Below are 22,885 nucleotides of genomic sequence, written 5' to 3'. Positions count from 1 at the left end.
GGGCGCCGGCGGCGGGCAAGGCTACCCGATATCGGGGACCTTACTCGACCGCGCCGCGCAGCAGTTCGTTGACCGACGTCTTCGCCCGCGTCTTCGCGTCGACCTGCTTGACGATCACCGCGCAGTACAGCGAATGGCTGCCGTCGGCGGCCGGCAGCGAACCGGAGACGACGACGCTGCCGGGCGGCACCCGGCCGTAGCCGATCTTGCCGCTGGCACGGTCGTAGATGCGGGTCGACTGGCCGAGGAAGACGCCCATGCCGATCACGCTGCCCTTGCCGACGATCACACCCTCGACGACCTCGGCGCGGGCGCCGATGAAGCAGTCGTCCTCGATGATCGTCGGGCTGGCCTGCAGCGGCTCGAGCACGCCGCCGATACCGGCGCCGCCGCTGATGTGGCAGCGCTTGCCGATCTGGGCGCAGGAACCGACGGTGGCCCAGGTGTCGACCATCGTCCCGGCACCCACATACGCACCGATGTTGACGAAGCTCGGCATCAGGACCACGTCCTTGCCGATGTGGGCGCCGGCACGGACGATCGCGCCCGGCACGACGCGGGCGCCGAGATCGCGGAAATCGCCTTCGTCCCAGCCCTCGAACTGCAGCGGCACCTTGTCCCAGTACGGCGCCGGGTAGCTTTCGGCGAGCGCCATGTCGTTGATGCGGAAATACAGCAGCACGGCCTTCTTCAGCCATTCCTGCACTTCCCAGCCCTTGCCGGCCGGCACCGCCACGCGCGCCTTGCCGGACTCGAGCAGTTCGATCGCCTCCTCCACCGCCGGCCGCGTCGAGCCTTCGATCTCGGCCAGGCTCAAGGTCGCGCGGCGCTCGAAGGCGTCCTCGATGATCGTGCGCAGCTGTTCGGTGTCAGGCTTCTTGCGGGCCATTGGCTTCCTCTCCGTCGACGCAGGCGCGGATCGCCCGGGTCAGTTCCTCGATCAGGGCCGGGTCGGCGAGCGCGCGGTCCTGCGCGTCGGTGACCAGGAAAAAGTCCTCGACCTTCTCGCCGAAGGTCGCGATGCGGGCGTCGTGCACGCGCAGACGGTGCCGGCGCAGCACGTCGGCGACGCCGGCGAGCAGGCCCGGGCGGTCGGTGCAGACCAGGGCGATGCGGGTGCCGCGGCCGTCCTGCACCGGGTCGAACTCGACCCGCGCCGGAAAACGGAAATGGCGCAGCAGCCGCGGCGCCGCACGGCGGACCGGACGCACCTTCAGCGGATCGCGGCAGGCAGCGGCGAGCGCCGCCGCGACCGCCTCCGGTTCCGGCACCGGCGCCTGCCGTGCCAGCACCTGGAAACTGTCGAGCGCGAAGCCGTCGGCGGAGCCGAGCACGCGCGCCTCGAGCACGTTCAGGCCGAGCCGGTCGAGGGTGGCGACCAGGGCCGCGAACAGGCCGTCGCGGTCCGGCGTGCGCACGAAGACCTCCATGCCCTCGTCGACCAGATGCCGGCGCACCAGCGTCACGGTATCGGCGCCGCCGGCGGCGAGGATGCCGCGGGTCTGCCAGGCGACCTGCTCCGGCCGGTAGCGCAGGAAGGCGACCGGCGGCCACGCCGCCCACGCTTCGGCCACCGCGGCGGGATCCACCCCCTCGGCATCGAGCAGCGCCGTCGCCGCGGCCCGCGTCTCGGCGATGATCTCGTCGGCGTGCACGCGGTTCTCGAGTCCGCGGCGCAACGCCGAACGCGTCGCCGCGTGCAGGTCGGCGAGCAGGCGGTCCTTCCACGCATTCCACAGCTTCGGGCTGGTGCCGGCGATATCCGCGCAGGTCAGCAGGTACAGGTAGTCCAGATGCTCGCGGTCGGCGACGCGGGTCGCGAAGCGGGACACGACATCCGGATCGGAGATGTCCTGGCGCTGCGCGGTCACCGACATCAGCAGGTGTTCGCGGACCAGCCAGGCGACGAGGTCGGTATCGGTTTCCGGCAAGCCGTGCCCGGCGCAGAACTCGCGCGCGTCGATCGCGCCGAGCTCGGAATGGTCGCCGCCGCGGCCCTTGGCGATGTCGTGGAACAGGCCGGCGAGCAGCAGCAGATGCGGCTTGCGCAGGCGCGGCCAGACCTCGTGCGCGACGCTGAAGCGCGGATCGGCGCCGCGCGCGAAGCCTTCCATGTTCGCCAGCACCGCCAGCGTGTGCTGGTCGACCGTGTAGACATGGAACAGGTCGTACTGCATGCGCCCGGATACGCGTCCGAAGGCCGGCAGGTAGCGCCCGAGCACGCCGAGCCGGGCCATGCGCGCCAGCGTCGTCACCGCCGCCGGGCCCTCGAGCAGGGCCATGAAGCGCTGGCGCAGTTCCGGCGGCTGCCGCGACCACGGCGCGATCGCGCCGAGCGACTCACCGAGCGCGCGCGCGGTCTCCGAATGCAGGCCACGCGCCTCCGGCTGCGCCGCCCAGGCCGCGAAGAGCTCGAGCACCGCCGCGAGCCCGCTGCGCAGCCGCTGCGGCTCGGCCATCGCCAGGTAACCGTGGCGCAGCGCATAGCCTTCGCCGGCCGGCACCGGTGCCTCGTCGCCGCTGAGCTGTTCCTCGAAGCGCTGCAGCAGGCGGTCGCAGATCCGCATCACCGTCGCGGCGGCGCGGAAGAAGCCCTGCATCATCTGCTCGACCGCGAGGTTGTCGCGGTGCTCGTCGGCCAGGCCGAGCCGGCCCGCCAGCGCCTTCTGGTGGTCGAAGCCGAGCCGGTCTTCGCGCCGGCCGGCGAGCAGGTGCAGGCCGAAGCGCAGCCGCGCCAGCACCTGCCAGTCGCGTTCCAGCGCCGTGCTCTCGTCCTCGCCGAGCAGGCCGAGCGGCACCAGCGCGCGCAGCCCGGGAACGCCGTACAGGCGCATGCCCATCCAGGTCGCGGTCTGCAGGTCGCGCAGGCCACCGGGACCTTCCTTCAGGTTCGGCTCGAGATTGTGCGCGGTGTCGTCGTAGCGGGCGTGGCGGGCGCGCTGTTCCTCGCGCTTGGCGGCGAAGAAGTCCGCCGGTGGCCAGACCGCCGGCGGCGCGAGGGCGTCGGCCAGCGCCGGCAGCATCGCCGGATCACCGGCGAGCACGCGGCATTCGAGCAGGGCGGTGAAGACGGTGAGGTCGTCGCGGGCGGCGTAACGGCATTCGGCCAGCGAGCGCACCGCCTGCCCCGGCGCCAGGCCGGCATCCCAGAGCCGCGCGAAGAATTCGCCGATCTCGGCGGCATGCGCCTGCTGGGCTTCCGGCTCGGCCAGCACCAGCAGGTCGATGTCCGAATGCGGGTAGAGCTCCCCGCGGCCGTAGCCGCCGGTGGCCAGCAGGTGCAGCGGCGCGTCCGCAGGGATGCTGCCCGCCCAGCCGGCGCGCACCAGGGCATCGGTACCGGCACAGCAGGCGGCGACCAGGCGCTCGGCCGGATCACCGGCGGCGAAGCGCTCCGCGAGACGGGCGCGCAGGGCGACGAGATCGGCGCGGGCGGCGTCGCGCCAGGCGGCCGCGTCGGCGGCGGCCGGCGGCGTCACAGGTCGTTGTCGTCGCCGGGCACGCGGGTGAGGATCTCGACCCCGTCGGCAGTCACCGCGACGGTGTGCTCCCACTGCGCCGACAGCGACTTGTCACGGGTGACCACGGTCCAGCCGTCGTTGAGCAGCTTCGAATGCCGGCTGCCCTCGTTGATCATCGGCTCGATCGTGAAGGTCATCCCCGGCTGCAGCACCACGCCGGTCTGCGGGTGGCCGTAGTGCAGCACCTGCGGATCCTCGTGGTAGACCCGGCCGATGCCGTGGCCGCAGTACTCGCGCACGACGCTGAAGCGCTGGCCCTCGGCGTACTTCTGGATGGCGTGGCCGATGTCGCCGAGGGTGGCGCCCGGGCGCACCTCGCGGATGCCGCGGAACATCGCCTCGCGGGTCACGTCGACCAGGCGCTTCGCCTTCACCGACGGGGTGCCGACGCAGTACATGCGGCTGGTGTCGCCGTGCCAGCCGTCCTTGATCACGGTGACGTCGATGTTGACGATGTCGCCGTCCTTCAGGATCTTGGAATCGCTCGGGATGCCGTGGCAGATCACGTTGTTCACCGACGTGCAGATGGTCGCCGGGAAGCCCTTGTAGCCCACGTTCGCCGGGATCGCCTGCTGCACGTTCAAGATGTGGTCGTGGCAGATGCGGTCGAGTTCGGCGGTGCTGACCCCCGGCTTCACGTGCGGGGCCACGACCTGCAGGACTTCGGCGGCCAGGCGGCCGGCGACTCGCATGGCCTCGATCTCGGCCGGGGACTTGATGGTGATCATGGGGCGGGATTATCACCCGCTTGCCCCTGTTCCGGCCAGCCGCGTATACTCCCGCGGCTCGAACTCCGCCCAGGCGGACCGAACCGCCCACGCCGGGCGTCACCGGCGAATACACACACCAGGCATTCCCCCGTCCCGGGGTGCCCCGCCCTGCCCTCCGGCAGCCGGGGTTCGAGACGGCGGCCCGGTGGAGGCCCAACCCCGGAGCTCCGAAGCCGCCGACGCGCGGCCGGCTCCCTTTCGTGAAGGAAACACCATGAGCCAGATCACGATGCGCCAGATGCTGGAGGCCGGCGTGCACTTCGGCCACCAGACGCGCTACTGGAACCCGAAGATGGCGCCGTACATCTTCGGCGCCCGCGGCAAGATCCACATCATCAACCTCGAGAAGACCCTGCCGCTGTTCGTCGACGCGATGAACTTCATCTCGGCGATCGCGCAGAAGCGCGGCACCGTGCTGTTCGTCGGCACCAAGCGCTCGGCGCGCGAGGCGGTGAAGGAAGAAGCCACCCGCTGCAACATGCCCTACATGAGCATGCGCTGGCTCGGCGGCACGCTGACCAACTTCGCCACCGTGAAGAAGTCGGTCGCCCGCCTGAAGGAACTCGAGGCCGCCGAGACCGACGGCACCTTCGAGAAGCTGGTCAAGCACGAGGTGCTGGGCCTGCGCCGCGAGCGCGAGAAGCTGGAAGCCTCGCTGGGCGGCATCAAGGACATGAACCGCCTGCCGGACGCGCTGTTCGTGATCGACATCGGCCACGAGAACATCGCCGTGCAGGAAGCCCGCAAGCTGGGCATCCCGGTGATCGCGGTCGTCGACACCAACTACGACCCGGCCCTGGTCGACTACGCGATCCCGGGCAACGACGACGCCATTCGCGCCGTGCAGCTGTACGTCCGCGCCGCCGCCGACGCCGTGCTGGAAGGCAAGGCCGCCGCCCCGCAGGCCGCGGTCGCCGCCGACGACTTCGTCGAGCTGGACGCCGAAGGCAACCCGGTCGCGAAGGAAGACCGCAAGGCCGCCCCGCGCCGCGCCCCGCGCAACGACGACAAGCGCGGCCCGCGCGCCCCGCGCGGCGACAAGCGCTGACCCCGTTCCGGCGCCCCGCGCCGGGACGTTGGCTACTGCTTTGCTTTTCGCTGTTGGAGCCCCCCTTCAGTTAAGGGGGGCGGCCGATGACGGCCTCACCGTCATCGGCCAGGGGATATGGAGGCCTGACGAAGTCGCGGAGTTCCGTGACGAGGCCCCCAGCGTCCTCCAGCAGCCGACGACACCTCACGCATAAAGGAAACACGATGACCACGAACATCTCCGCGGGCCTCGTCAAGGAACTCCGCGAGCGCACTGGCGCCGGCATGATGGAGTGCAAGAAGGCGCTGGCCGAGAACGGCGGCGACATCGACGCCGCCGCCGAGTGGCTGCGCAAGTCGGGCCTGGCCAAGGCCGACAAGAAGGCCGACCGCGTCGCCGCCGAAGGCCGCATCGTCACCGCCCAGGACGGCGGCAAGGCCGTGCTGGTCGAGATCAACTCGGAGACCGACTTCGTCGCCAAGGACGAGAACTTCCTGGCCTTCGCCGACGCCGTCGCCCAGGCCGCGCTGGTCTCCGGCGCCGCCGACATCGACGCGCTGAAGGCCGCGAAGGTCGCCACCGGCGAGACCGTCGAGGAAGCCCGCGCCGCCGTCGTCGCCAAGGTCGGCGAGAACGTGCAGGTCCGCCGCATGGCCCGCATCGACAGCAGCGACAACGTCGCCGCCTACATCCACGGCGGCCGTATCGGCGTGCTGGTCGAGGTCAAGGGCGGCGACGCCGACCTGGCCCGCGGCATCGCGATGCACGTCGCGGCGATGAACCCGCCGCACAACAAGGCCGCGGACGTCCCGGCCGAGTTCATCGCGAAGGAGAAGGAGATCGAGTTGGCCAAGATGTCCGAGAAGGACAAGGCCAAGCCGGCCGAGATCCTCGAGAAGATCATCAGCGGCAAGATCAACAAGATCGTCAACGAGGTCACCCTGTACGGCCAGCCGTACGTGCTCAACACCGACCAGACGGTCGAGCAGGCGGTGAAGGCCGCCGGCGCCGACGTCGTCCGCTTCGTCCGCCTCGCGGTCGGCGAAGGCATCGAGAAGGTGGTCGAGGACTACGCCGCCGAAGTTGCGAAGGCCATGCAGGTGTAACCAGCGCACAGCGCTGGTTACACCCCCGCGATTTCGCGGAAAAGTGAGGGCCCCGCGATGCGGGGCCCTCTCGTTTCCGCGAAATCGCGGGCCCCAGGCTCATCACTCCCAATCCCCCGCGCCTTCGGCGGGTGGGGGCGTTGTTCCGCATTCGCGGAACACCCCCACGATTCCGCCTGCGGCGAAATCGCGGGCCCCGGGCTCATCACTCCCAATCCCCCGCGCCTTCGGCGCGCCCCCCTTACCAAGGGGGGCTTTACTCCAGACGGGTCGTCGTTTCTGGTGGAGGTGGAAAGTGGGAGTGAGGACTACGAACTACCTCGTACGAACTACGAACTGAAGAAGAGGGGCGCTGCACTCCCGCGCAGCGCCCCACTCGTTACTCGTTACTCTCCACTCTCCACTCGCCTCAGAATTCCCATCGGAACCCCAGCGTCAGCATGTCCTGCTCGATGCCGGAACGGCCGACGATCCGTTCGTAGGTGATGAAGCCGGAGCGGCCGCCGGTGAGCACCATCGACATGCCGAGACCAACGCGGAAGTACTTGCTGTCCATGTCGTCACCGAGCACCAGGATCGGCGTGCCGGTCGGATCGTCGATGAAGTAGCCGCGGAAGGCCTCGGCGTCGCTCTCGAAGTCGTTCTGCCACTCGACCTCGAGCTGCGGGATCAGCACGCCCCAGCTCGCGCTGTGCACGTAGCCGATCTTGCCGCCGAGGATCGCCGAAGTGCCGGTGACGTCGCGCGACTCCACCCGCAGCGCCAGGCCGGCGCCGGGCTTGGTCGGGTCGACGCTTTCCTCGAACGCGTCGAAGGACATCCGGTTGTACTGCGCCCGCCCGTACAGGCCGAGCTGCCACGGACCGTTCTGCCAGTCGCGGCCGAAGGTCAGCGTCGCGCTGAGGTCCTGGCCGTCGGAACTGGCCACCGCCACCTGGTCGACGATGACGCCCGGCAGCACGTAGGCGATCCGCCGCTCGTGGTCGTAGTCGTTGCGGGCGAAGGTCAGCACGCCGTCGAGGTACCAGGCGTCGTGCACGTACCAGGTGCCGTAACCCGACAGGCTGAAGCCGCGGGTGTCGACCGAGCCCTGGGCGTTCGCCAGGTCGGTGTCCTGGCTCGTGTAACCCAGGGCGATGCCGAGCACGAGGTTGTCGTTGACCCGGTAGTCGAAGCCGGCGGTGAGGCCGTTGACGTCGAAGTCGTACGCCGGCGTCAGGCTGGTCGGGTCGGCTTCGCCGCGGCCGATGTTGCCGGACACGAAGAAGCCCCACTTCGCGAAGCCGGTCTCGTCGGTCGCCGACGCCGCCGGATCGGCGTCCATCAACAGCGCGCCGAGCGTGGCCAGCGGCACCTGGCCGCCGGCCATCGCCAGGTTGAGCCCGTTGAAGGACACCTTCGCCAGCGGCATGCCGCTGCGCAGCTGGACGATGCGGCCCTGCAGGTTCTCGAACTGCGCGCCGACGGCCGCCTGGCCCGCGTCGGCCTGGGTCTGGGCGACGTCGGGTAGCATCGCCGACAGCGCCTCGCCGACCGCGACCGGATCGCTGCCGGAAGCCGCGGCGAGCGCGGTGCACTGCGCCACCAGGTCCTGTTCGCCCGGCGTGCTGCCGCCGCCGCCGATCGCGCCGCAGGCGGCGTCGAGGGCCTCGGCGACCGAAGCTTCGTTGACCGGCAGGTTCGGCACCGCGGCCAGCGGGCCGTTGTGATGGAAGACGACGCTGGTGCCGTCGTACTGGTCGACCGTCGGGAAGCTCGCGGTGACGGTCGCCGGACCGGCCGAGCTGATCGTGACCGTATTGCTCGTCCGGCCACTGGTGTCGGTCACCGTGGTAGCGTTCGCGAGCGTGCCGTTGGTCGTCGACCAGTGCACGGTGACGCCGGCCAGCGGCGCGCTGGTGCCGGTGTCGATCAGCTCGACGATCATCGGCGCCGAGGGCACCCCGATCGCCAGTTCCTGGCCGTCGCCGCCGACGATCGTGCTGCCGGACACCACCACCGTGCCGGTGATCGTCAGGGTGAAATCGTGGCTGATGCCGCCCGGGCCGGTGGCGCGCACGATCACCGTACCCGGGCGGGTGCCGAGGGTGACGATGGTGCTGGCCTGGCCGCCCGTGTCGGTGACCGTGCTGTAGGTCGACAGCGTCGCCTGGCCCTGGATCACCGCGAAGGTGATCGGCACGCCGGCGGTGGGGCTGCCGATGTCGACGACCAGCGGCTGCGGCAGGGTGTCGCCGGGATCGCCGGTCTGGTTGTCGCCGCCGGCCGGCGCGAGCGCGCCGGGGGCGAGACTGGTCGCCGAGAACATCGCCGTCGCCGCCCCCGAGAACGCCGAGGCGCGGATGCTGACCGGTCCCGGGCTCGGCCCGAAGGTGAAATCCACCTGCGCGAAGCCGCCGGTGTCGGTGATCGCCACCGTCGACGACAGCGTCGCCGAGCCCGACATCACCGTCCACTGCACCGGCTGCCCGGCGATGCCGTTGCCGAGCGCGTCGCGCAGCTGGACGACGAGCGGCGCGGCCGCGGGGGTGCCGGCGAGGCCGGACTGGGCGTCGCCGGAGACGACGTCCAGCACTGGCGGATCGATGGCGATCGTGAAGCTGACCGACAGCGAAGGCACGTCGGCGCGGCTGGCGAAGACGGTGACCGGGCCGGTGCCCATGCCGACGTCGGTGACCGTGACCTGGGCATTGCCCGCGCCGTCGCTGACGCTGCTGGTGGCGCTGAGCACGGCGCCGCCGGTCGCGCTCCAGAGGATCGTCACGCCGGGGTCCGGGCCGCCGTTGTCCAGCGCGCGCACGACCAGCGGCGCCGGCGCGGGCTGGCCCTGGGCGGCCGACTGGCCGTCGCCGGACACTTTCACGAGGTCGCGGGTCTCGATCGACTCGATGGAGAAGGTCTGGGTCGCGCTGGGGGCGTCGACGCGGCTGACCACCACCGAGATGTTGCCCGGGAACGGCCCGGCATCGACGAAGGCCTGGGCGAAGCCGGAGGCGTCGCTGACCGCGGTGATGCCGGAAAGACTGCCGGCGCCCGATACCTGCCAGTTGACCGCGACGCCGGCCTGGGGATTGCCGTTCAGGGTGGTGCGCACCCGCAGTGGGACCGGTGTGGTGCTGTCGACCGGAATGATCTGGTTGTCGCCGGACACCTTCTGCAGGCCGGCGACGTTCGCGGTCGCGGTGAACTGCACGCAGGGCTGCGCCTCGGTGTCGAGGCAGGCGGTGATCGTGACGTTGCCCGGGCCGGGGCCGACGCTGAGCACGTCGACACTGGTGCGGCCATTGGCGGCGACCGTGGTGCGGTTCGCCGACAGCTGCGCGCCCCCGGTGGCGGTCCAGACCACCGACTTGCCGGCCGCCGGGCCGCCGCCGGAACCGGCGTCGACCACGAGCGGTTCGGGCAGCGGGTTGTTGGCGAGCGCCGACTGGTTGTTGCCGGAGACGATCACCAGCCCGTCCTGCGGGCGGTCACCATCGTCGCCACTGCCGATCAGCGCCATCGCGGCGACCGCGCTGCCACCGATCAGCAGCAGGTCGCGGGCGCCGGGACCGCTACCGGCCGCGGGCGCAGCCGCGAGCACGACGATGCGGCGGGTGAACATGCGGCAGTCGGCACCGGTGCAGCCGGGGTCGACCGGGGTCGCGACGGTGATGCCGTGACGGCCGCTGCGGGCAGCGGTGAAGCGTGCACGGGCGGAGCCGGCGGTCACCCCGTCGCCGCCGGCGCGGGTCACGTCGTCTATCGGATCGATCCGCCCCGAGGCCGGATCCTCGAGCTGCCAGTGCACCTGCTCGCCGACGGCGGCACTGCCGCCGCGGGTCTTCACGACCTGCAGCTCGATGCCCTGGCCCGTCACCGCGTCGAGTTCGCCGGCCGGCACCTCCAGCGCGACCTCACCGAGTCCCTGCCCGGCCGCGGCCGTCGCCGCCAGCAGGCCGGAGCACGCGAGCCGCTGAAGCCACCACCGCAATCCGTGTCGTGCAACCGTCATCGTCTTCTCCCCGTGTCCGTGAACCGCCGTCAGGCGGTGAAATCAGTCGGCGAAGTGCGGGCCGTCCTGCGGGACGCTAACGAGTGCGCTTCCCTGCGGCGGCCAGTTTTCCCCGGGCCGCCGCCGGCCGTGGCGCAAGCATCGCGCCAATCGCGGTCGATTGCAGCCCTCGCGCCAACGCGCGGTGAAGGTGCCGGGTCGGGTAGAATTCCGCCGTTTGCCCGCCCGGAGATCCCGATGACCGATACCCCGCTGAAGTACCGCCGCGTGCTGCTCAAACTTTCCGGCGAAGCGCTGATGGGGGACGAGGACTACGGCATCGACCCCCGGGTGATCGCCGCGATCGCCCGCGAGATCGTCGATGCCGAACGCGCCGGCGCCCAGATCGGCCTCGTGATCGGTGGCGGCAACATCTTCCGCGGCGCCGGCCTCGCCGCCACCGGCATGGACCGCGTCACCGGCGACCACATGGGCATGCTGGCGACGGTGATCAACGCGCTGGCGATGGCCGACGCGATCGAGAAGGCCGGCGGCGTCGCCCGCGTGATGAGCGCGATCAAGATCAACGAAGTCTGCGAGGACTACATCCGCCGCCGCGCGATCCGGCACATGGAGAAGGGCCGCATCGCCCTGTTCGCCGCCGGCACCGGCAATCCGTTCTTCACCACCGATTCGGCGGCGGCGCTGCGCGCGAGCGAGATCGGCGCCGACCTGCTGCTGAAGGCGACCAAGGTCGACGGCATCTACGACGCCGACCCGAAGAAGAATCCCGACGCGAAGCGCTTCGAATACCTGAGCTACGACGACGTGATCGCCCGCAACCTGCAGGTGATGGACACCGCCGCGTTCGCGCTGTGCCGCGACAACGGCGTGCCGCTGCGCATCTACGACATGATGCAGGCCGGGGCGCTGATGCGGATCCTGCGCGGCGACTCGCTGGGCACCCTCGTCGGGCCGTGACCGGCGCCGCTGCGCCTATAATCCCGCCCTCGCCGGATCCGTCCGGCCGACCAGGATCCCGGAGCCACCGATGCTCAACGAAATCAAGAAAGACGCCCTGACCCGCATGAACAAGTCGGTCGAGGCCCTGCGCCACGACCTGACCAAGGTGCGCACCGGTCGCGCCAGCACCGCGCTGGTCGACCACCTGAAGGTGAACTACTACGGCTCCGACGTGCCGCTGTCGCAGGTGGCCACGGTGGCCGTCGCCGATGCGCGCTCGCTGACGATCACGCCGTGGGAGAAGCAGATCGTCGGCGCGGTCGAGAAGGCCATCCTCGCCTCCGACCTCGGCCTGACCCCGAACACCGCCGGGCAGGTGATCCGCATCAACCTGCCGCCGCTCACCGAGGAGCGCCGCAAGGACCTGACGAAGCACGTGCACCACGAAGGCGAGAACGCCAAGGTGGCGGTCCGCAACGTGCGCCGCGACGCGATCCAGCAGGTGAAGGAACTCCTGAAGGACAAGCAGATCACCGAGGACGATGCCCGCCGCACCGAGGACGAGATCCAGAAGCTGACCGACAAGGCGGTGAAGGACGTCGACGACGTGGTGAAGGCGAAGGAGCAGGAGCTGATGGCCGTCTGACGGCCTCGCTCATGACTGCCGCCATCGCCCCCTCGCGCAAACCGCGCCACATCGCCGTCATCATGGACGGCAACGGGCGCTGGGCGCAGCGTCGCCAGCGCCCGCGCACCCTCGGCCACCGCGCCGGCGCCCGCGCGGTGCAGGTCTGCGTCGATTTCTGTCTGGCCGAGGGCATCGAGGCGCTGACCCTGTTCGCGTTCTCGTCGGAGAACTGGAACCGGCCGCCCGAGGAAGTGGGCGCGCTGATGAAGCTGTTCTTGCGCATGCTTTCGCTCGAGGTCGACGAACTGCACCGGCGCGGCGTGCGGCTGGCCTTCATCGGCGAGCGCCGCGGCTTTCCGGAAGCGATCCGCGACCGGATGGCGGAAGCCGAGATTCGCACCGCCGGCAATCGCGCGCTGACGCTGACGATCGCCGCCGGCTATGGCGGCCGCTGGGACATCGCCCAGGCGGCTCGCAAGCTCGCCATCGAGGCCGCCGCCGGCCGGCTCGACCCGGCCACGATCGACGAGACGCTGCTCGGCAGCCATCTGAGCCTGGCCGGGCTGCCGCCACCGGACCTGTTCATCCGCACCGGCGGCGACCTGCGGATCAGCAATTTCCTGCTCTGGCAACTGGCCTATACCGAGCTGTGGTTCACCGAGACACTGTGGCCGGACGTCGACGCGGCGCTGCTGCGCGCGGCGGTCGCCGATTTCGCCGAGCGCGAGCGCCGCTTCGGGCTGACCAGCGCCCAGGTCGCCGGGGGCGCGACGTGAGCCGGCGCCAGCGCGTGGTCACGGCGCTGTTCCTGGCGCCGCTGCCGATCCTCGCGATCCTGTTCCTGCCGACACCGTGGCTGGCTGCGTTCGTCGCGGTCGCGCTGCTGTACGGCATGTGGGAATGGACCCGCTTCGCCGGCCTGGAGGAGTCGCTGCCGCGGACCGGCATCGTCACCGCGAACGCGCTGGTGCTGGCGGCCATTGCCTGGCTGGCCGGCACCAGCCCGGTACGTCCCCTGGTGCCGCTGCAGATGGTCACCCTCGTCGGCGTGCTGTTCTGGCTGCTGGTGCCGCTGTGGCTGGCGCGTCCGCAGTTCGCGCGTGCCGACAACCACGCCGGCCGGGTGCTGAAGCTGCTCGCCGGCAGCCTGGCGGTGATCCCGGCCTGGTGCGCGGTCGGCTGGCTGCACCACGGCGACCCGGTAGACCCGTTCGGGCCGCGCTGGACGCTGTTCGCGGTGGCCCTGGTCTGGGTCGCCGACAGCGGCGCCTATTTCGCCGGTTCGAAGTTCGGCAGGCACAAGCTGGCGCCGGCGATCAGCCCCGGAAAGTCCTGGGAAGGCGTCGCCGGCGGCCTGGCCGCCTGCGCGCTCTACGCCGCCGCGGCGGTGCCGGTGCTCGGCCTGACCTGGGAACAGTTGCCGAAGCTGGTGGCCGTGGTGATGGTGGTCGCCGCGGCCTCGATCGTCGGTGACCTGTTCGAGAGCCTGATGAAGCGGCATGCCGGCATGAAGGATTCGGGCAACCTGATCCCCGGCCACGGCGGCGCGATGGACCGCCTCGACAGCCTGCTGGCGGCACTGCCGGTGTTCGCGGTCGGCAAGGCGCTGGCGGGCCTGTGATCCGGCGATGGCCAGCGCCCTGAAGACGATCGCCCTGTTCGGCGCGACCGGTTCGATCGGCGGTTCGACCCTCGACGTCGTCGCCCGCCACCCGGACCGCTTCCGCGTCGGCGCGCTGAGCGCGCATACCCGCGTCGACGAAATGCTCGAGCTGTGCGCGCGCTTCCGCCCGGACGTCGCCGTGATCGCCGATCCGGCGCGCTATCCCGCCCTGCGCGACGGCCTGCGTGAGCGTGGCCTGGCCACGTGCGCGCTCGCCGGCGCGGACGCGCTGGTGGACGTCGCCGCCGATCCGGCCTTCGACACCGTCGTGGCAGCGCTGGTCGGCGCCGCCGGCGTGCCGTCGACGATCGCCGCGGCCCGCGCCGGCAAGCGCCTGCTGCTGGCGAACAAGGAATCGATCGTGCTCGCCGGCGACCTGCTGATGCAGGCGGCGCGCGAAGGCGGCGCCGCGATCCTGCCGGTCGACAGCGAGCACAACGCGATCTTCCAGTGCCTGCCCGCCGACGGCGGCCGCGCCGGCGTGCGCCGGCTGCTGCTGACCGCCTCCGGCGGCCCGTTTCGCGGCCGCAGCCGCGACAGCCTCGCCGGGGTGACGCCGGAACAGGCCTGCGCGCATCCGAACTGGTCGATGGGCCCGAAGATCTCGGTCGACTCGGCGACGCTGATGAACAAGGGCCTCGAGGTGATCGAGGCGCACCACCTGTTCGCGGTCGCGCCGGGAGCCATCGAGGTGGTCGTGCACCCGCAGAGCATCGTCCACTCGCTGGTGGACTACGTCGACGGCTCGGTGCTGGCCCAGCTCGGCAATCCCGACATGCGCACCGCGATCGCCTGCGGCCTGTCCTGGCCCGAACGCATCGACGCCGGGGTCGCGCCGCTCGACCTGCCGGCGCTGGCCCGCTTCGACTTCACCGCCCCCGACCACGCCGCCTTCCCCTGCCTGCGCCTGGCTTGGCGGGTGCTCGATGCCGGCGGCGCCGCGCCGGCGGTGCTCAATGCCGCCAACGAAGTGGCGGTTTCAGCCTTTCTTCAGCGCCGGATCGCTTTCCTCGACATCCCGGCGCTGATCCAGGCCAGCCTGGACGCCCTGCCCGGCGGCCCGGCCGGCAGCCTCGACCAGCTGCTGGCCATCGACGCCGCCGCCCGCCGCGTCGCCGCAAGCCTGGTCGCGAGGATGGAGACGCCGTGACGGACATCGTCGGCTACGTGTTCTGGATGCTGGTGACCCTCGGGGTGCTGGTCACCTTCCACGAATTCGGTCACTTCTGGGTCGCGCGCCGCTGCGGCGTGCGCGTGCTGCGCTTCTCGGTCGGCTTCGGCAAGCCGCTGTGGCGGCGCACCGGCCGCGACGGCACCGAGTACGTGGTCGCGGCGCTGCCGCTCGGCGGCTACGTGAAGATGCTCGACAGTGGCGAGGGCGAGGTGCCGGCGCACGCACGCCACCAGGCCTTCGACGGCAAGCCGGTCGGCCAGCGCATCGCGATCGTCGCCGCCGGGCCACTGGCCAACCTGCTGCTGTGCCTGGCGGCGATGTGGCTGGTCTTCGTGATCGGCCGCCCGGACTTCCTGCCCGAGATCGGCCGCAGCGAAGGCCTGGCCGCGGAAGCCGGCCTGGCCGCCGGCGACCGCCTGCTGGAGATTCGCGGCGAGGCGGTCGAGACCTGGACCGGGGCCGGCATCGCCCTCGCCACCGCGGCGATGGACCGCGAACCGGCGCCGGTGCGGGTGCGCCGCGCCGACGGCAGCGAGGCCGTGCTGACGCTGCCGCTCGACCGCCCGCAGGCCGTGCTGCGCGAGGAACGTGTACTGCAGGACCTCGGCCTGCGCCCGGCGCAGTGGTCGCCGGACACCCTGGTCGGCACCGTGCTCGGCGCGGCGGCCGCCGCCGGCCTGCAGCCGGGCGACGTGGTGCTGGCGGTCGGCGACCGGCCGGTCGAGCGCTGGGAACAGATCGGCACGGCGGTGCAGGAACTCGCCCGTCCCGGCGAGGCGCTCGTGCTGCGCGTGCGCCGCGGCGACGGCGAGCTCGACCTGGCGGTCGACCCGCGCCCTGCCGAACGTGAAGACGGCAGCCGTTACTGGCAGCTCGGCATCGGCCAGGGCTGGCAGGAACCGGCGCCGGATGCGCTGCTGCGTTACGGCCCGCTGGCCGCGGTGCCGGCGGCGTTCGCCGAAACCTGGTCGGTGACCCGCAATACGCTCGGCGTGCTGCGGCGGATGCTCACCGGGCATGCCTCGCTGCGCAACCTGTCCGGACCGGTGACGATCGCGAAGGTCGCCAGCCACAGCGCCGAACGCGGCGTTCCCGACTTCCTGTACTTCCTCGCGATCCTGTCGCTGAGCCTTTGCATCATGAACCTGCTCCCGATCCCGGTGTTGGATGGGGGGCACCTGCTGTATTACCTTATCGAGCTTGTCAAAGGCAGTCCGGTGGGCGAATCCGTCCGCGTGGCCGGCCAGTTCGTCGGTCTGGCCCTGCTCGCCGGCCTGATCGGGCTGGCCTTCTACAACGACCTGTTCCGACCCAGTTTCTGACCCCCCGAACAACCCCACGCGGCGCCACCGGCGCCCGCCCCAGTACGGATCGAAGATGACGCGACCCATTGTCCGCCGCTGCCTCCTGAGCCTCGCGCTCGCCGCCGCCCTCGCGGGCCCGGCCCAGGCCCAGAACTTCGATGCCTTTCAGGTCGCCGACATCCGTGTCGAGGGCCTGCAGCGCATCGCGCCCGGCACGGTCTTCACCTACCTGCCGGTCGAGCGCGGCGACCAGATCGACCGTCGCAAGACCGCCGAGGCGATCCGGGCGCTGTTCCGCACCGGCTTCTTCAGCGACGTCCGCCTCGAGCGCCAGGGCGACATCCTCGTCGTCGTCGTCACCGAGCGCCCGGCGATCAACACGATCACCCTCACCGGCAACAAGGACATCCAGACCGAGGACCTGCTCAACGGCCTGCGCGGCATCGGCCTGTCCGAGGGCGAGACCTTCAACCCGCTGAACCTGGACCGCGTCACCCAGGAACTGCTGCGCCAGTACAACAACCGCGGCAAGTACAACGTCTCGATCGTGCCGACGGTCAGCAACCTCGACCGCAACCGCGTCGACATCAGCATCGTGATCGCCGAGGGCAAGGCCTCGCGCATCCGCGACATCAACATCGTCGGCAACGAGACCTTCGGCGAGGACGTGCTGCGCCGCAACTGGGAATCCGGCACCAGCAACTGGCTGTCGTGGTACCGCCGCGACGACCAGTACTCGCGCGAGAAGTTGTCGGGCGACCTCGAGAAGCTGACCAACTTCTACCTCGACCGCGGCTACGTCGACTTCAACGTCGAGTCGACCCAGGTCGCGATCAGCCCCGACAAGCGCGACATCTTCGTCACCGCCAACGTCGCCGAGGGCCCGGTCTACACGGTGTCGTCGGTGAAGGTCAGCGGCGAGACGATCCTGCCGCAGGAAGAGCTCGAGCGGCTGATCATCCTCAAGGAAGGCGACACCTTCTCGCGCGGCCTGGTCGAACTGACCTCCGACGCGATCATCGCCACCCTGGGCAACGTCGGCTACGCGTTCGCGCAGGTGAACCCGGTTCCGGAGATCGACCGCGACAACCGCACGATCGGCCTGAACTTCTTCGTCGATCCGGGCCCGCGCGTGCAGGTGCGCCGCATCGAGTTCTCCGGCAACACCACGACCGCCGACGAGGTGCTGCGCCGCGAGATGCGCCAGTTCGAGGGCTCGTGGTTCTCGCAGGCGGCGATCGACCGCTCGAAGATCCGCCTGCAGCGCCTGGGCTTCTTCGACACCGTCGACGTGGAAACGCCGCCGGTGCCGGGCCAGCCGGACATGGTCGACGTGAAGATCACCGTCAAGGAGCGCAACTCCGGCCAGTTCACGTTCGGCCTGGGTTACCAGCAGAGCTACGGCCTGATCACGACCCTGCAGCTGGTGCAGAACAACTTCGTCGGCACCGGCAACCGCTTCGCGCTGAGCCTGCAGCACAACAGCTACTCGGAGCAGTTCGCGCTGAGCTTCACCGACCCCTACTTCACCGACGACGGCATCAGCCTCGGCTTCAGCATCGCCCACAGCGACTTCGACTACTCGGATCGCGACGCCAACCTAGCGAACTTCAACAACGCGGTGTCGTCGGCCGAGTTCTTCTCGCTGATTCCGCTGACCGAGACCGACGCGATCAGCGTCTCGCTGGGCATCGACCGCAACCAGATCACCACCGACGACTTCAACACGCCGCCGATGCTGATCGACTACCTGGTCGATTCGCTCGGCGACCGCGCACGCTACCCGCAGTACCACGTCGACAACGACGGCAATCCGCAGACGGATCCGTCGAACGACGACGACGATCCGAGCACCACCGACCCGCTGACGCTCGGCCCGTACCGCAAGTGGAACATCAATGCGTGGCGCCTGCAGCTCGGCTGGCAGCGCGACTCGCGCAACGACTTCCTGATGCCTACCCGCGGCCTGTACCACCGCATCGGCGCCGAGATCGTGCTCCCGGGCAGCGACCTCGAGTACTACCGCATCAACTACAACTTCGAGCACTACTGGCTGATCCGCTCCTGGCTCGGCCTGCGCACGGCGGCCGAGATCGGCTACGGCGACAGCTACGGCGATACCCGCAAGCAGCAGTGCCGCGTGTACGACGAGCTCGGCGAGCTGACCACCGAGTTCGAGAACTGCGGCCTGCCGTTCTTCCGCAACTACTACGTCGGCGGTCCGAACTCGGTGCGCGGCTTCGAGGCGAACTCGATCGGCCCGATCTACACCTTCGGCGACAGCTACCAGCAGGCGCTCGGCGGCTCGTTCAAGACCGCCGGCTCGTTCGAGCTGTACTTCCCGACCCTGTTCGACAACCGCGGCACGCGCCTGTCGGCCTTCTTCGACTGGGGCAACGTCTACCGCGGCCCGGACGTCTGGGAAGCGAAGACGCTGCGCCTGTCGGCCGGCATCTCGCTGACGTGGCAGTCGCCGATGGGCCCGATCGCGATCAGCTACGCGGCGCCGCTGCAGTACGAGCGCCACGACCAGATCGAGCGCCTGCAGTTCACCTTCGGCGGCTCGTTCTGAGGCCGGGGCGGCGCCCGTGCCGGCGAATGCCTACCGGCTGGCCGAGCTCGCCGCCGACTTCGGTCTGGAGCTGCGCGGAAACGCCGACGTCCTGATCGACGGCGTCGGCACCCTCGCCAGTGCCGGCCCGGGCCAGCTGAGCTTCCTCGCCAATCCCGCCTACCGGCGCGAGTTGGCCGCGACCGCGGCCGGCGCGGTGGTGCTCGCCGCCGGCGACGCCGACGCCTGCCCGGTACCCTGCCTGGTCGCGCGTTCGCCCTACGCGGCCTTCGCGAAGATCGCCGCCCGCTTCGAAACCGTGCCGGCCGTCGTGCCCGGCATCCATCCCAGCGCCGTGGTCGCCGCCGACGCAGTGGTGGACCCTACCGCCTCGGTCGGTCCGCTGTGCAGCATCGGCAGCGGCAGTCGCATCGGCGCCGGCGCCCTGCTCGGCCCGGGCTGCATCATCGGCGACGACAACGAGATCGGCCCCGGCTGCGTGCTGGTTGCGCGCGTCACCCTGGTGACGCGGGTGCACCTCGGCGCGCGCGTGCGCATCCATCCCGGCGCGGTGCTCGGGGCCGATGGTTTCGGACTGGCGATGGACGCCGGCCACTGGCTGAAGGTGCCGCAGCTCGGTGGCGTGCGTGTCGGCGACGACAGCGAGATCGGCGCCAACACCACGATCGACCGCGGCGCCCTCGAGGACACCGAACTCGGCGTCGACGTCCGCCTCGACAACCAGATCCAGGTCGGCCACGGCGTGCGCATCGGCGACCACACCGCGATCGCCGGCGCCACCGCGATCGCCGGTTCGGCGCGCATCGGCGCCCGCTGCCTGATCGGCGGCGGCGTCGGCATCGCCGGCCACCTGCGGATCGCCGACGGCGTCACCGTCACCGCGATGAGCCTGGTCACCGGCTCGATCGACCAGCCTGGCGAGTACTCCGGCGCCCTCGGCGTGCTGCCGACCCGGACCTGGCGCCGCAATGCCGCCCGCTTCCGGCGCCTGGACGAGCTGGCGCGTAGAATGTCGGGCCCCGCCGACGACTGAGCCGAGGACCCCAGGATGAGCGACGACGCCATCAAGATGCCCGTGGATGTCTCCTGCATCCTGCACCTGCTTCCGCACCGCTACCCGTTCCTGCTGGTCGACCGCGTGATCGAGCTCGAGCCGCACGCGCGCATCCGCGTCATCAAGAACGTCACCTACAACGAGCCCTTCTTCCAGGGCCACTTCCCCGGCCGGCCGGTGATGCCGGGCGTGCTGGTGATCGAGGCGATGGCGCAGGCCGGCGGCCTGCTGACCCAGCTGTCGACGCCGAAGGACGAGCACAAGGAAGGCCAGCTGTTCTACCTGGTGAAGGTCGACAACTGTCGTTTCAGCCGCATGGTCGGCCCCGGCGACCAGCTCGACATGGAAGTGAAGCTCAAGCGCCTGATCCGCAACATGGCCCTGTACGAATGCTGCGCCCGCGTCGACGGCAAGACCGTCGCCAGCGCCGAGATCCTGTGCGCCGAGGGCAAGGAAGCATGATCCACCCGAGCGCGCAGATCGATCCGGGCGCGCGGGTCGGTGAAGGCGTCCAGGTGGGCGCCTATGCGGTGATCGGCCCCGAGGTCGAGATCGGCGACGGCTGCCGCATCGGTGCGCATGCGGTGATCACCGGGCCGACGCGGATGGGCCGTGGCAACGTGATCCATTCGCACGCGACGATCGGCAACGACCCGCAGGACAAGAAGTTCCGCGGCGAGCGCACCGAGCTGGTGATCGGCGACGGCAACACCTTCTTCGAGTTCACGACGGTCAGCCGCGGCACCGCCGACGGTGGCGGCACCACCCGCATCGGCGACGACAACTGGATCATGGCCTACGTGCACATCGCCCACGACGTGCGGATCGGCGACCACTGCATCCTCGCCAACAACGCCACCCTCGCCGGCCACGCGGTGCTCGGCGACTGGGCGATCCTCGGCGGTTTCGCCGGCATCCACCAGTTCTGCAAGATCGGCGCGCACGCGTTCATCGGCATGGGCAGCCTGGTGAATGCCGACGTGCCGCCATTCGTGATGGTCGCCGACCGTTACGCCTCGCCGCGCGGCATCAACAGCGAAGGCCTGAAGCGCCGCGGCTTCGAACCCGAACGCATCGCCGCGATCAAGCGCGCCTACCGCGCGCTGTACATGTCCGGCAAGCCGCTGGCGGAAGTGCGCGAACAGCTGGCCGATGCCGCCGGCGATTCCGCGGACGTGCAGCTGATGCTCGACTTCATCGAGCACAGCGAGCGCGGCCTGCTGCGCTGACGGCGGCCGTGGCCGACCCGGTCCCGCCCGCCGCCGCGAACGCCGCGCCGGCGCGGCCGCTGCGCATCGCCCTCGTCGCCGGTGAGGCTTCCGGCGACCTGCTCGGCGCCGCCCTCGTCGACGAACTTCGCAGCCGCTTCCCCGATGGCGAATTCGCCGGGGTGGCCGGCCCGGCGATGCGCGCGGCCGGCGTCGACGCCTGGCACGACAGCAGCGAGCTCGCGGTGATGGGCCTGGTCGAAGTGCTGCGCCACCTGCCACGCCTGCTGCGCCTGCGCGGTGCGCTGTTCCGCCGCTTTCGCGACTGGCGGCCCGACGTCTTCATCGGCATCGACGCCCCCGACTTCAACCTCGGCCTGGAGCGCCGGCTGAAGGCCACCGGCATCCGCACGGTGCACTACGTCAGTCCCTCGGTGTGGGCCTGGCGCCAGGGGCGCGCCGCGAAGATCGGCCGCAGCGCCGACCGCGTGCTGTGCCTGTTCCCGATGGAACCGCCGATCTACGCCGCGCACGGCATCGAAGCGCGCTTCGTCGGCCATCCGCTGGCCGACGCCCTGCCGCTGCAGCCCGACCGCGCGGCCGCGCGCGCGCGTCTCGGCATCGCCGCCGGGGGCGAGGTGCTGGCCGTGCTGCCGGGCAGCCGCCTCGGCGAGATCCGCCGGCTGTGGCCCGAGTTCCTCGAGGCCGCGCGCCTGGTCGCGCAGCGTCGCCCGGGCCTGCAGCTGCTGGTGCCCGCGGCGACACCCGGCTGCCGCGCCGCGATCGAGGCCACGCTCGCGCAGGCGCCGCTGCCGGCAGTGCGCGTGCTCGACGGCGACGCGCACACCGCGATGATCGCCGCCGACGTCGTGCTGCTGGCCTCCGGCACCGCGGCGCTGGAAGCGATGCTGGCGAAGCGGCCGATGGTCGTCGGCTATCGCATCTCCGCCCTCACCTACCGGATCGTGATGGCGCTCGGCATGCTCAAGGTGAACCGCTACAGCCTGCCGAACGTGCTCGCGAACGAACCGGTGGTGCCGGAGCTGATGCAGGACCAGTGCACGCCGGACAACCTGGCCGCCGCGCTGCTGCACTGGTTCGAGGATGCGGACGCGGTCGCGACCCTGCAGCCGCGTTTCCAGGCGATCCACACGCGTCTTCGCCGTAACGCCTCGGCCAGTGCCGCCGACGCGGTCGCCGAGCTGCTGGCGCCGGTCGCCGCCGGCGCCGGCGGGGAGGCCGGGCGATGACGCGGCCGCTGCGCACCGCCGGCGTCGACGAAGCCGGGCGCGGCCCGCTGGCCGGGCCGGTGGCGGTCGCCGCGGTGATCCTGCACCCACGCCGGGTGCCCGAGGGCCTCGACGATTCGAAGGCACTCGCGGAATCCCGCCGCGAGGAACTCGAGCCGCAGATCCGCGCCGCCGCGATCGCCTGGCACGTCGAGTTCGTCGACGTCGCCGAGATCGACCGCCTGAACATCCTGCACGCGACGATGGCCGGCATGAGCCGCGCTGTGCACGCGCTGCTGCCCTGCGCCGAACGCGTGCTCGTCGACGGCAACCGGCTGCCGCCCGGGCTGCCGTGCAAGGCACGCGCGATCGTCGGCGGCGACGCGCTCGAGCCGGCGATCATGGCGGCGTCGATCCTCGCCAAGGTCGCGCGCGACCGGCTGATGCGCGAACTCGACCGCCAGCACCCCGGCTACGGCTTCGCGATGCACAAGGGCTACGGCACCCCCGAACACGTCGACGCCCTGCGCCGCCTCGGTCCCTGCCCGTTGCACCGGCGCAGCTTCGCGCCGGTGCGGGCGCTGCTGCAGCCGGAACTCGAAGGCATTTGACAGCGCCGCGGGGCGAAGCCCGCAGCGAGAAACGAGGAACGAGAAACGAGTTGGGCGCGCCGTGCGCGTGAGGGTGCGG

General features: G+C 70.9%; 17 protein-coding genes and 1 pseudogene. 14 read left to right on the top strand and 4 right to left on the bottom strand.

The features are described from left to right. Positions 1-40: 40 nt before the first annotated feature. The 3 genes and pseudogenes from dapD to map form a co-directional block, all read right to left on the bottom strand. A pseudogene (dapD, locus tag K311_RS0100530) lies at positions 41-922 on the bottom strand (2,3,4,5-tetrahydropyridine-2,6-dicarboxylate N-succinyltransferase); the annotation flags it as partial. Continuing rightward, a complete protein-coding gene (gene glnD, locus K311_RS0100525) occupies positions 870-3,479 on the bottom strand; it encodes a [protein-PII] uridylyltransferase (protein ID WP_026815684.1) in 2,610 nt (869 codons plus the stop codon). The pseudogene dapD and the gene glnD, both read right to left, overlap by 53 nt. Continuing rightward, positions 3,476-4,249, bottom strand: coding sequence for a type I methionyl aminopeptidase (gene map / locus K311_RS0100520; RefSeq protein ID WP_026815683.1), 774 nt, complete (start codon positions 4,247-4,249; stop codon positions 3,476-3,478). The genes glnD and map overlap by 4 nt, the downstream gene beginning before the upstream one ends. Before the next feature lie 256 nt (positions 4,250-4,505). Here map and rpsB point away from each other — a divergent pair, with 256 nt between their 5' ends. Next, complete coding sequence (gene rpsB / locus K311_RS0100515; protein WP_026815682.1) at positions 4,506-5,339, top strand: 30S ribosomal protein S2; 834 nt, start codon at positions 4,506-4,508, stop codon at positions 5,337-5,339. A gap of 206 nt (positions 5,340-5,545) precedes the next feature. After that, the gene (gene tsf, locus K311_RS0100510; protein WP_026815681.1) at positions 5,546-6,427 is read left to right on the top strand and encodes a translation elongation factor Ts; all 882 of its coding nucleotides are present in this window, start codon (positions 5,546-5,548) and stop codon (positions 6,425-6,427) included. Positions 6,428-6,836: 409 nt separating this feature from the next. Here tsf and K311_RS0100505 read toward each other — a convergent pair whose 3' ends face one another. Continuing rightward, the gene (locus K311_RS0100505; protein WP_154659400.1) at positions 6,837-10,421 is read right to left on the bottom strand and encodes an autotransporter family protein; all 3,585 of its coding nucleotides are present in this window, start codon (positions 10,419-10,421) and stop codon (positions 6,837-6,839) included. Positions 10,422-10,658: 237 nt separating this feature from the next. On the opposite strand from K311_RS0100505, the gene pyrH reads away from it, so the two are divergent. The 12 genes from pyrH (at position 10,659) to K311_RS14610 (ending at position 22,806) form a co-directional block, all read left to right on the top strand. Continuing rightward, a complete protein-coding gene (pyrH, locus tag K311_RS0100500) occupies positions 10,659-11,381 on the top strand; it encodes a UMP kinase (protein WP_026815679.1) in 723 nt (240 codons plus the stop codon). A gap of 70 nt (positions 11,382-11,451) precedes the next feature. Continuing rightward, positions 11,452-12,009, top strand: a complete 558-nt coding sequence (frr, locus tag K311_RS0100495; RefSeq protein WP_026815678.1) for a ribosome recycling factor — start codon at positions 11,452-11,454, stop codon at positions 12,007-12,009. Positions 12,010-12,020: 11 nt separating this feature from the next. Then, on the top strand, positions 12,021-12,767 hold the full coding sequence (uppS, locus tag K311_RS0100490; protein ID WP_026815677.1) for a polyprenyl diphosphate synthase: 747 nt from the start codon (positions 12,021-12,023) through the stop codon (positions 12,765-12,767). Next, a complete protein-coding gene (locus K311_RS0100485) occupies positions 12,764-13,612 on the top strand; it encodes a phosphatidate cytidylyltransferase (RefSeq protein ID WP_043797670.1) in 849 nt (282 codons plus the stop codon). Before uppS ends, K311_RS0100485 begins: the two co-directional genes overlap by 4 nt. A gap of 7 nt (positions 13,613-13,619) precedes the next feature. After that, the gene (locus K311_RS0100480) at positions 13,620-14,804 is read left to right on the top strand and encodes a 1-deoxy-D-xylulose-5-phosphate reductoisomerase (RefSeq protein WP_026815675.1); all 1,185 of its coding nucleotides are present in this window, start codon (positions 13,620-13,622) and stop codon (positions 14,802-14,804) included. Next, on the top strand, positions 14,801-16,150 hold the full coding sequence (rseP, locus tag K311_RS0100475; protein WP_026815674.1) for an RIP metalloprotease RseP: 1,350 nt from the start codon (positions 14,801-14,803) through the stop codon (positions 16,148-16,150). The genes K311_RS0100480 and rseP overlap by 4 nt, the downstream gene beginning before the upstream one ends. Before the next feature lie 55 nt (positions 16,151-16,205). After that, a complete protein-coding gene (bamA, locus tag K311_RS0100470) occupies positions 16,206-18,704 on the top strand; it encodes an outer membrane protein assembly factor BamA (protein ID WP_026815673.1) in 2,499 nt (832 codons plus the stop codon). 16 nt (positions 18,705-18,720) lie between these two features. Then, entirely contained in the window at positions 18,721-19,737 is a 1,017-nt protein-coding gene (lpxD, locus tag K311_RS0100465; protein ID WP_026815672.1) for a UDP-3-O-(3-hydroxymyristoyl)glucosamine N-acyltransferase, read from the top strand. Positions 19,738-19,752: 15 nt separating this feature from the next. After that, complete coding sequence (gene fabZ / locus K311_RS0100460; protein ID WP_026815671.1) at positions 19,753-20,220, top strand: 3-hydroxyacyl-ACP dehydratase FabZ; 468 nt, start codon at positions 19,753-19,755, stop codon at positions 20,218-20,220. Next, positions 20,217-20,987 (top strand): acyl-ACP--UDP-N-acetylglucosamine O-acyltransferase, encoded by a 771-nt coding sequence (gene lpxA / locus K311_RS0100455; protein WP_026815670.1) that lies wholly within the window; start codon positions 20,217-20,219, stop codon positions 20,985-20,987. Before fabZ ends, lpxA begins: the two co-directional genes overlap by 4 nt. An 8-nt stretch (positions 20,988-20,995) precedes the next feature. Beyond that, positions 20,996-22,216, top strand: a complete 1,221-nt coding sequence (gene lpxB / locus K311_RS14615; RefSeq protein WP_051239341.1) for a lipid-A-disaccharide synthase — start codon at positions 20,996-20,998, stop codon at positions 22,214-22,216. After that, complete coding sequence (locus tag K311_RS14610; protein WP_043797671.1) at positions 22,213-22,806, top strand: ribonuclease HII; 594 nt, start codon at positions 22,213-22,215, stop codon at positions 22,804-22,806. The genes lpxB and K311_RS14610 overlap by 4 nt, the downstream gene beginning before the upstream one ends. The last annotated feature ends 79 nt before the right edge of the window (positions 22,807-22,885 follow it).

The organism is Arenimonas composti TR7-09 = DSM 18010 (assembly GCF_000426365.1).
In the GTDB taxonomy this organism is placed as follows: Bacteria; Pseudomonadota; Gammaproteobacteria; order Xanthomonadales; family Xanthomonadaceae; genus Arenimonas; species Arenimonas composti.
This window is presented reverse-complemented; position numbering and strand designations above follow the sequence as displayed.

Coding starts and splice junctions, on each gene's coding strand:
- pyrH (WP_026815679.1), top strand. CDS start 10,659: ATGACCGATACCCCGCTGAAGTACCGCCGCGTGCTGCTCAAACTTTCC.
- uppS (WP_026815677.1), top strand. CDS start 12,021: ATGACTGCCGCCATCGCCCCCTCGCGCAAACCGCGCCACATCGCCGTC.
- tsf (WP_026815681.1), top strand. CDS start 5,546: ATGACCACGAACATCTCCGCGGGCCTCGTCAAGGAACTCCGCGAGCGC.
- frr (WP_026815678.1), top strand. CDS start 11,452: ATGCTCAACGAAATCAAGAAAGACGCCCTGACCCGCATGAACAAGTCG.
- rpsB (WP_026815682.1), top strand. CDS start 4,506: ATGAGCCAGATCACGATGCGCCAGATGCTGGAGGCCGGCGTGCACTTC.
- fabZ (WP_026815671.1), top strand. CDS start 19,753: ATGAGCGACGACGCCATCAAGATGCCCGTGGATGTCTCCTGCATCCTG.
- bamA (WP_026815673.1), top strand. CDS start 16,206: ATGACGCGACCCATTGTCCGCCGCTGCCTCCTGAGCCTCGCGCTCGCC.
- K311_RS14610 (WP_043797671.1), top strand. CDS start 22,213: ATGACGCGGCCGCTGCGCACCGCCGGCGTCGACGAAGCCGGGCGCGGC.
- map (WP_026815683.1), bottom strand. CDS start 4,249: ATGATCACCATCAAGTCCCCGGCCGAGATCGAGGCCATGCGAGTCGCC.
- lpxA (WP_026815670.1), top strand. CDS start 20,217: ATGATCCACCCGAGCGCGCAGATCGATCCGGGCGCGCGGGTCGGTGAA.
- K311_RS0100480 (WP_026815675.1), top strand. CDS start 13,620: ATGGCCAGCGCCCTGAAGACGATCGCCCTGTTCGGCGCGACCGGTTCG.
- K311_RS0100505 (WP_154659400.1), bottom strand. CDS start 10,421: ATGACGGTTGCACGACACGGATTGCGGTGGTGGCTTCAGCGGCTCGCG.